Genomic DNA, 10,411 nt, shown 5'->3' on the forward strand with positions numbered 1-10,411 from the left:
TCCGGCGCGTGGAACGCCGTCCCGCTCCAGCGCAGGCGATTGGCCACTTCTGTCCCTCCTGCAGTGAAGATCCGCTTGATCGCCACGCTTGCGTCGATCACGCAGGCGGCAATCAAACTTGCCCGTCTCGTGGAAAAACCGATACAACCGCTGCTCGCGCAACCAGTCGCCAGAGGGAGGATGCACAGCATGAATGACAAGCATTGTCCGCGTGCCCCTTGGCAGGCCCTGCGCCAATTCGTCGCAGGGCGGGCACCGTGGTACGGCTGACGCGCCGTTCTGATCCTTTGGACCCGCTCTGACTGACGCAGCGCGCGGCTGACAGTGTCGGCCGCCGATCCCGTGCGACTGTCATGCGGCCTCACGCCCTCGGCGTGAAGTGCCCGAAAGCGGGTTACGCTCATGCGCCCTTTCACCAAAGAGTGGGTCACGGAAGCACGTGCCCTCGGCGGCATCTCCGTTTCCGTAACCATCACCATGCTTGCCCAACTTGTCATCTCAGCCGTGGAAACCCTGGCCGTCGCACGGCTGGGCATCACCGTCCTCGCGGGGGTTACGCTGGCACTCAGCATCTATCTCCTGATCTTTCTTTTCGCCCTCGGCGTGGTCACCGCCGTGACGCCGATTGCGGCCCAGGCGTGCGGCCGCAATGACGAAGAGGGCGTGCGCCTCGCAGGGCAGCATGCCCTCTGGGTCGGTCTGACGTTTTCGTTGCCAGGCACGGTATTTTTGCTGGGAGGCGCCATTCTGCTCCGACTCCATGGCGTTACCTCGGAAGCGACGGCCACCGCGGACTATCTGATAGGGGCCGCGTGGGGATTGCCGGCGTGGGTGTGCTACGTCGCCGTTCGCAGCCTTGCCGTCGCGACGGGCCGGGTCAATGTCACGACAGCCGTCATGCTGGCGGCGGTACCGCTTCATGCCGGCCTGACCTGGTGGTTGGTGTTCGGCGGGTTGGGCCTTCCACCGCTGGGTGCCACAGGAGCCGGCTTGGCATACTCATTGGCCGCCGTACTGGCATGGGGCCTGCTCGTCATCATCGTCCGCGCCTCAAGCAGCGACGCATTCAGCCGTTCCCTCTCCTCTCCGTTTACCTGGCAGGCTCAGCACTATCAGGAGATCGTGAGGCTCGGTATTCCGTTCGCCTGCCGTATTGTCCTGCGCGAGGGCGTTCTTCCGGCCGCGGCCTTCATTGTCGCGCCGTTCGGCGCCTCGGCGGTCGCAGCCCATGCAGTGGCCGCGCGGATCGTGGATCTTCTGGGTGTCTTCTCGTTCGGCTTCAGCGATGCGGCCAATACCCGTGCCGGCGTCGGGATCGGCGCCGGCAACCTTCATCAAGTCAGCTCTGCCGGTTGGGTCTCGGTCCAACTGTCCGCTGCTGTTAACGTCCCCATCGTCATTCTGCTGCTGAGCGAGCCAGCGCGGTTGGCATCCTGGTTCCTGGGGAGCGCCGACCATTTTGAAATCGTGCCGGCGGCGGCCGTGCTTCCCGTTGCCGCCTGTGTCCTGATCCTGGAAGGCATCCAGTCGGCAATTGGAGGCGCGTTGAGCGGGATGCGCGATGCAAAAGGTCCACTGTTCATCGCTGTCCTCGGCTTCTGGGGTGTAGGGCTGCCAGTTGGGTTTCTGCTCGCCCACAAAACCGCCGTGCCTGCCCTGGGTGTCTGGATCGGTCTGCTGTTCGGCGCTTGTGCAGCGACGCTTCTCCATGTGATCCGCTTTCGAAGACGGCTGCGGCGATTGCAAGAAGCGGCTGCCCGTGCCGCCGACGCCGAAGCTGCAAGGCCGTGCCCGGATGGGCCGTTCGCGAAGCCCGAAACCGGGGCGCGCTGAGTCAGGCCGCGTGCCCGCCTTCCAGGTATGCGGCCCGGATTTCCGGCCGCGCCAGCAACTCCGCCCCGGTGCCGGACATGGTGATGGTGCCGTTGACCAGCACATAGCCGCGATGGGCCAGACGCAGCGCCTGATACGCGTTCTGCTCCACCAGCAGCACCGTCAGCCCCGTCGAGCGGTTCAGGTCACGGATCGCCCCGAAGATCTGCCGCACCACCAGCGGTGCGAGGCCCAGCGACGGCTCATCCAGCAGCAGCAGCGATGGCCGGGACATCAGCGCGCGGCCGATCGCCAGCATCTGCTGCTCGCCGCCCGACAGCGTGCCGCCGCGCTGGCTCATCCGCTCCTTCAGGCGGGGGAACAGGGTGAAGACCTCGTCCAGCAAGGCGGGGACGTCGGTGCGGCCGGCGACCTCTGCGCCCATCAGCAGGTTCTCGTGAACCGTCATGCGGCCGAAGATGCGGCGGCCCTCGGGCGCCTGGGCAATGCCGCGGCGCATGATGGCGTGGGTCGGCCAGGCGGTGATGTCCTGGCCGTCATGCACGATCGACCCGGTCCGTGCACGCGGGTTGCCGCAGATCGTCATCATCAGGGTGGATTTGCCGGCCCCGTTGGCGCCGATCAGGGTGACGATCTCGCCTTTGTCGACCATCAGGTCGATGCCCTTCAGCGCCTGGATCGCGCCATAGTACGCGGTGACGCCGGACAGGGACAGAAGCGCGGTCACGCCGCCTCATCCTCATCGCCCTCGCCCAGATAGGCGGCGATCACGGCGGGGTCGGTACGGATCTCGGCCGGCGTGCCGTCGGCGATCTTCCGGCCGTGGTCCAGCACCACGATGTGGTCGGAGATGCGCATCACCACGCCCATGTCGTGCTCGATCAGCAGCAGCGAGCAGCCGCCATCGCGGATCTTCAGCAGCAACTGGTTCAGTTCCTCGGACTCGCGCGGGTTCAGCCCGGCCGCCGGCTCATCCAGGCACAACAGCACAGGGTCGATGCACATGGCCCGAGCGATCTCCAACCGCCGCTGGGCGCCGTAGGGCAGGGCGCCGGCGGGGTCGTCGGCGCGGTTGGTCAGGTTGATCGCCTCCAGCCAGGACCGGGCCTTCTCGATCGCCGCCGCCTCGGCCTTCGGGTAGCGCGAGAGGCCCAGGACCGCGAGGATGCCGAACCCGGTCGAGGCCATCAGCGTGTTGTGCTGGGCAACCAGCAGGTTTTCCAGCACCGTCATCCCGGCGAACAGGCGGATGTTCTGGAAGGTGCGGGCGACGCGTGCGACGGAGGCGATACGGTGACCCGGCATGCGGTGCAGCGCGTGCTCGCCCAACGTGATGCGACCGTGGGTCGGCTTGTAGAAGCCGGTGATGCAGTTGAAGACGGTGGTCTTGCCCGCGCCGTTGGGTCCGATGACGGCGGTGATATCGCCGGCCTTGGCCTCGAAGGACAGCGAGTCGACCGCTTTCAGGCCGCCGAAGATCATTGTCAGGTCGGAGACGTTCAGCATCGCTCAGCCTCGTCCCTGCGCGACCAGTTCGGCCGAGATCTCCTTGGCCTTCGTCAACGCCACGGTGGGCGTCCGCCCGGACACCAGCCCGCGCGGCCGCAGCACCATCATCACCACCAGCGCCAGGCCGAAGATCAGCATGCGGTACAGCGGCAATTCCCCGGCGATGCCGGCAAAGAACGGCGAGTTCATCTGATCGCCCAGGAATGACAGGAAATCGCGCAGGGATTCCAGGCCGCCCACCATGACGATCGCCGCGAGCGCCACACCCAACTGGCTGCCCAGGCCACCCAGCACGACGATCGCCAGCACGGTGGCGGATTCGATGAAGGTGAAGCTCTCGGGGCTGATGAAGGCCTGGCGGGTGGCGAAGAACGCGCCGGCGAAGCCGCCGAACATCGCGCCGGTGGCGAAGGCGGTCAGCTTCGTGTTGCGGACGTTGATCCCCAGCGAGCGGCAGGCGACCTCATCCTCCCGCAGCGCCTCCCACGCGCGGCCCAGGGGCAGCCGGCGCAGGCGCAACGTCGCCCAGTTGGTGATCAGCGCCATGACCAGGATGACGTAATACAGGAAGATGATGCGCTGGATCACCGCCGGCTCGATATCGAAGAAGCCGGCGACGGTGCCGGGGCCGCCGTCCATGCTGAAGGCCAGGCCGAGCAGCGTCGGACGGGGAATGCCGACGATGCCGTTGGGACCGCCGGTCAGCGACACCCAGTTGGTCAGGACGACGCGGATGATTTCCCCGAACGCCAGCGTCACGATCGCCAGGTAGTCGCCGCGCAGGCGCAGCACCGGGAAGCCCAGCAGGATGCCGGCGAAGGCCGCCAGGATCCCCGCCATCGGCAGGCAGGCCCAGAACCCCAGATTGAACGTCGTCGCCAGGATCGCGAAGGAATAGGCGCCGACCGCGTAGAAGGCGACGTAGCCAAGGTCCAGCAGTCCCGCCAACCCGACCACGATGTTCAGTCCCCAGCCGAGCATGATGTAGGTCAGGACCAGGGTTCCGAGGTCGACGTAGTAGCGCGACCCGGTCAGCGGCAGCAGGACGGCGATCACGATCAGCGCCGGCGTCAGGTATTTGCCGGCCCGCGTCACTGCCTCGGCGAAGGCGCGGTTCGCCTGGCGCGCCTCTTTCGGCGTGCGGCCGCGCCAGGACAGGATCAGCAGGCGGCCGAAGAAGACCAACCCGACGACAACCAGCGTGGCGATCGGACGGACGCTGAGATACAGACCCTTCTCGCCGCTGTCGGTGACCAGACCGACCATCGGCGCGAACAGACCCAGGGCGACGATGGCGGACAGGAACGCGTCTCGTACCGCGCCGGCCACTTAGACTTTCTCCACTTCCGCTCGGCCCAGGATGCCGTTGGGCATGAAGATCAGCACGATGATCAGGATGGAGAACGCTGCGACGTCCTTGTATTCGATCGAGAAATAGGCCGACCAGAATACCTCGATCAGGCCGATCAGCAGGCCGCCCAGGACGGCGCCCGGCAGGCTGCCGATGCCGCCCAGGACGGCGGCGGTGAAGGCTTTGATGCCGGCGATGAAGCCGATGTAAAAGTCGATCACTCCGTAATACAGCAGGAACATGAACCCGGCGACGGCGGCCAGGGCGGCGCCGATCACGAAGGTCAGGCTGATCGTGCGGTCGGTGTCGATGCCCAGCAGGGCCGCCATTTTCAGGTCTTGTTCGCAGGCGCGCATCGTACGGCCCAGCGGCGTCCTGGTCACCAGCCAAGTGAAGATGCCAAGCACCGCCAACGTGACGATGACAATGCCGATCTGCATCCAGGACAGCGTGACGCTGAAATGCCCTTGATTCATCAACTGGATGCCGCCGGGAATGATCTGGTCGATCGGCTTGACCCGCGCGCCCTGGCTGACCTGCACGAAATTCTGCAGCGTGATCGACATGCCGATGGCGCTGATCAGCGGCGCAAGACGGAAGGAGCCGCGCAGCGGCCGGTAGGCCACTCGCTCGATCGTCCAGCCGTACAGGGCGGCGAAGGCGGCGGCGAAGATCAGCGCCAGCGCCAGGGCGATCGGCACCGCAGTGATACCCAGCACCGCCAAGCCGAGCAGGGCGATCAGCGAGAGGAAAGAGCCGACCATGAACACGTCGCCGTGGGCGAAGTTGATCATGCCGATGATACCATAGACCATGGTGTAGCCGACGGCGATCAGCCCGTAGATCATGCCTAGCGTGACGCCGTTGATGAGTTGCTGCAGCGCGTAGGCCATCCGACTCCTGAATCCAGTCCGCTGCGCAATGCAACCATGCAAACTCGGTATGGCGCAAGGAGGGGCCGCGTTGGCCGGAGATTTGTATGGCTTCGGTGGGTATCGCAGCGACCGGGAGCTTGATGATGAAACTGAACCACTTCGCCAATCGGGTGGAATCGCGGCATTTCGACACGGTGGTGGAGATGTTCGTCTCCCGCCTGGGCTTCGTGGTGCTGCGGCGGACGGAGCGGTCGCTGCACATGCGGCAGCCGGGGACGAACGTGGACGTGCAGTTCAGCCGCACGCAGAACGATCACCGGGACGAGGACAAGCGGCGGTCGCAGATCTCGTTCCTGTCCGAGACGCCTCGGGCGGACCTGGAGGCGCTGGCGCGGTGGTTTCAGGAACACGGGCTGGCGGCGAGCGTCGGGGCGTATTCGGATCGGGAGTTCTTCCTGGACGTGCCCGAGGCGTTCATCGATTTCGTGATCGAGGCGATGCTGCCGGAACTGGCGGAATATGGGGTGGAGGTTTGAGGCAGGATCTTTGCCGTTAGGGCGGGGGGCGCATCTGGCGGCGGGTTACGCTCTCTGTGCCTCTACCTGACGGCCTCTATGTTGTGTCCGTCCGGATCGGGAACGAAGGCCCCATGGTAATCCTTGTGACAATTGAGGTGGATGTCGTAACGGTGCATGAATGACAGCCAGGCACGCAAATTGGCGTCGGGGTTAGAGGCGCTGCAGGCCCCTCCGCGAGTTGGCACGTGCGGCCGCATCCAGGCGGTGATGAAAACGTTCAGTATGAAACAACTTCGCACGCCCCAACAGCCCGCGCAGGACCGCCGATCGGCCTCGCCGGAACGCATCCGAACCGAACGCCGGTATATACTCACCAGCACGGCGGCGGCATTCCGCCAAATTGCAAAGCCCGCTCCGGCGCGCTAAGCCGTTCTGATCGGAACGTTTCGATATCCGCCGGCCGCTGTTCGCCGATCCGACTTGCCAGCAGTTTGAAGGATTGCGCCATGAGTGGTTCGTTGAAGGGGCTCACACAGGATCAAGCTGCCTGGACGTCGAACTTCGTCCATGTACCCATCGAATCGATCACCGCCGCCAGCGGTTCCGGCGATCCGGGCATGGTGTCCTATCCGGGTGAACCGGACGACGCCGGTCAACTCGACCAGGACACTGTCGATGCGCGCCCCGTCTTCGGCCCCAAGGAAGGATGGACCTTGGAGACCATCGTCATCACGCCGGAGAATCCCTCCCTGGTGGTCGAGGGGAAACAGCAATTCACGGCGCGCGGACGATACGCCGATGGACATGAGCAGGACGAGACGGACGCGCTGACCTGGACCTCCTCGGATACCGCGATCCTTGCGTTCGACGATTCGAAAAAGGGGCTCGCCGTCGCGGGCACCTCGACCGGCGTCGTGATGGTCGTCGCACGCGATCCCAACGGCAAGGCTTCCGCGCAGACCGAGGTCAATGTCGAACCGAATACCTCCGACGCGCCGGACGACATGGTGGACGAGGGCGAGGCCTATCGCATGGGTCTTGCCGACGGCAAATATGATGACGCGGTCAATTGGCAGACAAAGTTCCAGGGGCGGGACGATCTCCAGTCCGCATACGCGGAGGGCTACAAGAAAAGCCACGACGAGGCAGACAAGGAGTGGGACAAGGTCGGCGCCGAGGTGGACGAGGCCAACATGCCAAAGCGGCCGGATGGCGGCGGCGGCGTCCCCGTCGGGCAGATGCTCGACGGCGCGGGGATCGTCGGATCGATCATTTCCATCATCGAGGCCAACGGTGCCCGAGCGTTATCGCGCGGGGTCGTCGGCACGACGATCGGGGCGATTCTGCTGCCGATCTTCGCATTCAAGCTGGGTACGGACATCCGGGAGAAGCACGACGAACGAAAGAAGGCGAGGCAGGATTTCCTCGACAAGTTCTGGACGATTACCTTCACCGATGCCCTGACGCGGTGCCGTGCCATGTTGAAGGCGGCCAAGGTCACGAGCACCGATCTCAACGATGACGGCAAGGTCGCGACCACGACGCGATACGAACATGATCGCGGCGAATTGCAGGACATGTTGGAATCCTACCTCGACGATGACAAGAACGAGGAGGCGTATATCGCGCTCTACAAGACCTGGGTTCAGCGCCTCGCCAAGGAATGGGCGAAGTTTGCGGCCAATCCGCGCTTCCACGGGTGATTCCGGTACGATTGTGACCGATGGAGGGTTCCACCGGTCACACCGCTGGGCTCAGTCGGCTTCCGCTCCCGCCGCCTCGTGATGCATGGGCATCGCCATCGGATGGAACGCCGCATATTTCGCGCAGTAGAACAGGATCCCCGCGACCGCCAGATACGACACCGCCAGCGTCGGAGACTGCCCGATCCCCAGCCCATCCGCCCCATGGATGAAGCCGAAGAACGTCAGTACCGCTCCTGCCAACGCGAAGCAGGCGGCCTTCTCGAAGGCCCTGTCGATGATGTAGACGGTCACGGCGCCCAGGATGATCCCCGCCAGCGTGGCCCCGCCGCCCAGCGTCGCCAGCCCATCATACAGCACGCCGACCTGCGCCATCTTGCCGATGCCGACAGCGGCGGCGCTGGTGCCCGCGGCGCCCAGCGCACCGTCGATCATCGTCTTGCCCCACTCGGCGATCTGCGGCAGCAGCGCCAGTACGATCGCCGGCGCGTGGCGGTGCGGCGATTCCTGGAACGCCTGCGAACCGATCAGCATGCCGATGTAAAGCAGGATCGGCAGGATCGCGACGAGCGGGATCATCGCGCTGATGACGGCAACGACGCCGAACCAGGTCAGCACCAGGATCACCAGGCCCGTCACCGCCGAATAACCGATCCGCCCGCCCATCGCCTTCCAGCCCGGGTGGCCGATATAGACGGCGTTGATGAACGGATTGCCCATCAGGCAGCCGATCAGGCTGATCACGCCGTCGGCCGTCAGCACGCTGGTGGTCGGGAAACTGTCCCCGGCGGCCGAGGCGCTTTCGACGTTGTCCAGCGCCTCGATCAGGTCATACATGCCGAACGGAATGGCCGTCACCAGGATGACGCCCAGGAACTTGAACCCCTCGAACGTGTAGCCGAAGGCGGGGATCGGCACCGAGAAGCCGAAATTCGACACGGAAGCGAACAGGTTGTGCAGGCTCAGGTCGCCGTAGCCGAGGCCCAGGGCGGTCGAGCCCCAAGCAATCACCGTGCCCACCGCGATCGCCACCAGCCCGCCGGGGACGTCGCGGAAGTATCTTACGCCGCCGAACCAGTTGGCGAGGATCACCGCGAAGCAGACCACGCCGATGACAGGCGTGGTGAACACCTGCGCCGCCGGGCGCATCGAGATGAAGGTGATGGAAATACCGGCGAGGGAGCCCAACAGGGCGGCACGGGGCGTGATCCTGCGGATATAGGGACCGATGAAACCACCGGCCATCAGCAGGAAGCTTTGGATGAACACCCAGGTCAGCCCGGCTTCCCAGGCCTGGACCGGATCCTTCGTCGCCAGCTTGATCGGCAGCATCACCACGAACGTCACGACGAACATGTGTGGGACGCTGATGCCGGACGGCAAGGCGCAGACATCGGACCGGCCAGTCTTGCGCGCCAGGTTCCATGCCAGGAAGGCGTAATACCCTGTACTCAGGCACAGCATCAGACCCAGTGCCGGCAGGATGCGCCCGAACACCAGTGAGTCGGGCATCTGCAGCACGAAGCGCAGCAGCCCGGTCAAGACCAGCACGTTCACCAGGATATTGGTGCCAAACCCGAACAGAGCGTTCCAGTCGCCTGGAACCCAGAACTTCGGCCTGAAGCCGACTGCCGCACTTCCGCTCATTCTGCCGCCCCTTTGAGCATGTTTAGCCCCGTGATTGCCGAAATAATGACCTCCGATGGTGTCGTCCAACCGAAGATGCCGCCTTGCGCGGCTATCATCTTCAGCCCTATTTCATGGAATTCGGGGAAATAGGACCCGCAGCAATCGGTCACGACCAGGCAGTCATAGCCGCGGTCGTTTGCTTCCCGGACCGTTGTGTTGACGCAGACTTCTGTCGTGACGCCTGTCACCACAAGCTGCGAAATACCGCGATTTTGCAGGATCGCGTGCAGGTCGGTGGCGAAGAACGCGCCCTTGCCGGGTTTGTCGATCACCGCTTCGCTCGGCGTGGGATACAGTTCCGGAATGATATCGTGCCCCGGCTCACCGCGCACCAGGATGCGGCCCATTGGCCCCGGGTCGCCGATACAGGTCGCGCTGCGGCCTCGGACTTTCTTCGCCGGCGGCAGGTCCATCAGGTCGGGACGATGACCCTCCCGCGTGTGCAGGACCGTACCGCCTGCGTCCCGCCACGCGGTCAGCAACCGCTTGTTGGGCTCGATCGTCCGGCGGAGCTGCGATACATCGTTGCCCAGCATTTCACCGAAGCCGCCGGGTTCCAGGAAGTCGCGCTGCATGTCGATGATCAGCAGCGCCGCCGACCCGAGATTCAGGCTGAACTCGTGGGGTTTCGCCTCGATCAGCATGCTCGTCCCTCAGCAGGTTGGTGTTGGCCGTGTATGCAATCCACAGGCCAATTGCATGCGAGACCGAGATGAAGTGATCACGAAAACGTGATCTTGGTAGGGCGTCGGCTCGGCGCTAAGACAACGGCGGGCCGTTTCGCCGAACGAAACAAGGCGGAGCGGCCCGATAACACGACCGGGCATGTCTTCGGTGGCGCTCGACGACGTCGCGCGCTTCACCGCCTCCCCTGGGCGTTGCCCGCAGCCGGACCAGGCTGATCGTGGACAACGACCGGCGGGCGCGGTGACC

At 64.8% G+C, this 10,411-nt stretch carries 10 protein-coding genes; 3 read left to right on the forward strand and 7 right to left on the reverse strand.

What is annotated here, in order from left to right; genetic code table 11:
* A partial coding sequence (locus VHB27_RS24595; protein ID WP_325605650.1) for a hypothetical protein occupies positions 1-200 on the reverse strand: 200 nt, incomplete at its 3' end.
* Between the two features lie 202 nt (positions 201-402).
* Between VHB27_RS24595 and VHB27_RS24600 the strand changes: the two genes are divergently transcribed.
* Positions 403-1,833, forward strand: a complete 1,431-nt coding sequence (locus VHB27_RS24600) for an MATE family efflux transporter (protein ID WP_325605652.1) — start codon at positions 403-405, stop codon at positions 1,831-1,833.
* Between the two features lies 1 nt (position 1,834).
* On the opposite strand, the gene VHB27_RS24605 is transcribed toward VHB27_RS24600, so the two are convergent.
* From VHB27_RS24605 to VHB27_RS24620, 4 genes are read right to left on the reverse strand one after another with little or no spacing between them, the layout of a single operon-like run.
* Positions 1,835-2,560, reverse strand: coding sequence for an ABC transporter ATP-binding protein (locus tag VHB27_RS24605; protein WP_325605654.1), 726 nt, complete (start codon positions 2,558-2,560; stop codon positions 1,835-1,837).
* Positions 2,557-3,339, reverse strand: a complete 783-nt coding sequence (locus VHB27_RS24610) for an ABC transporter ATP-binding protein (protein WP_325605656.1) — start codon at positions 3,337-3,339, stop codon at positions 2,557-2,559. Before VHB27_RS24610 ends, VHB27_RS24605 begins: the two co-directional genes overlap by 4 nt.
* 3 nt (positions 3,340-3,342) lie before the next feature.
* Entirely contained in the window at positions 3,343-4,671 is a 1,329-nt protein-coding gene (gene livM, locus VHB27_RS24615; protein WP_325605658.1) for a high-affinity branched-chain amino acid ABC transporter permease LivM, read from the reverse strand.
* On the reverse strand, positions 4,672-5,586 hold the full coding sequence (locus VHB27_RS24620) for an ABC transporter permease subunit (protein WP_325605660.1): 915 nt from the start codon (positions 5,584-5,586) through the stop codon (positions 4,672-4,674).
* A 125-nt stretch (positions 5,587-5,711) separates the two neighbouring features.
* Between VHB27_RS24620 and VHB27_RS24625 the strand changes: the two genes are divergently transcribed.
* Together VHB27_RS24625 and VHB27_RS24630 are read left to right on the forward strand one after the other, a co-directional pair.
* A complete protein-coding gene (locus VHB27_RS24625) occupies positions 5,712-6,104 on the forward strand; it encodes a hypothetical protein (protein WP_325605662.1) in 393 nt (130 codons plus the stop codon).
* A 227-nt stretch (positions 6,105-6,331) separates the two neighbouring features.
* Complete coding sequence (locus VHB27_RS24630) at positions 6,332-7,789, forward strand: Ig-like domain-containing protein (protein ID WP_325605664.1); 1,458 nt, start codon at positions 6,332-6,334, stop codon at positions 7,787-7,789.
* 51 nt (positions 7,790-7,840) lie between these two features.
* Here the strand turns inward: VHB27_RS24630 and VHB27_RS24635 are convergent, their stop codons facing one another.
* Both VHB27_RS24635 and VHB27_RS24640 read right to left on the reverse strand, forming a co-directional pair.
* On the reverse strand, positions 7,841-9,436 hold the full coding sequence (locus tag VHB27_RS24635) for a hypothetical protein (protein WP_325605666.1): 1,596 nt from the start codon (positions 9,434-9,436) through the stop codon (positions 7,841-7,843).
* The gene (locus tag VHB27_RS24640; protein WP_325605668.1) at positions 9,433-10,122 is read right to left on the reverse strand and encodes a cysteine hydrolase family protein; all 690 of its coding nucleotides are present in this window, start codon (positions 10,120-10,122) and stop codon (positions 9,433-9,435) included. The genes VHB27_RS24635 and VHB27_RS24640 overlap by 4 nt, the downstream gene beginning before the upstream one ends.
* Between the last annotated feature and the right edge of the window lie 289 nt (positions 10,123-10,411).

The sequence above is a fragment of the Rhodopila sp. genome (genome assembly GCF_035548235.1).
Lineage (GTDB): Bacteria > Pseudomonadota > Alphaproteobacteria > Acetobacterales > Acetobacteraceae > Rhodopila.

What these genes read in the sequence shown, in the direction of transcription:
- VHB27_RS24600 (WP_325605652.1), top strand. Translation starts at nt 403, where the DNA reads ATGCGCCCTTTCACCAAAGAGTGGGTCACGGAAGCACGTGCCCTCGGC.
- VHB27_RS24610 (WP_325605656.1), bottom strand. Translation starts at nt 3,339, where the DNA reads ATGCTGAACGTCTCCGACCTGACAATGATCTTCGGCGGCCTGAAAGCG.
- VHB27_RS24620 (WP_325605660.1), bottom strand. Translation starts at nt 5,586, where the DNA reads ATGGCCTACGCGCTGCAGCAACTCATCAACGGCGTCACGCTAGGCATG.
- VHB27_RS24625 (WP_325605662.1), top strand. Translation starts at nt 5,712, where the DNA reads ATGAAACTGAACCACTTCGCCAATCGGGTGGAATCGCGGCATTTCGAC.
- VHB27_RS24635 (WP_325605666.1), bottom strand. Translation starts at nt 9,436, where the DNA reads ATGAGCGGAAGTGCGGCAGTCGGCTTCAGGCCGAAGTTCTGGGTTCCA.
- VHB27_RS24640 (WP_325605668.1), bottom strand. Translation starts at nt 10,122, where the DNA reads ATGCTGATCGAGGCGAAACCCCACGAGTTCAGCCTGAATCTCGGGTCG.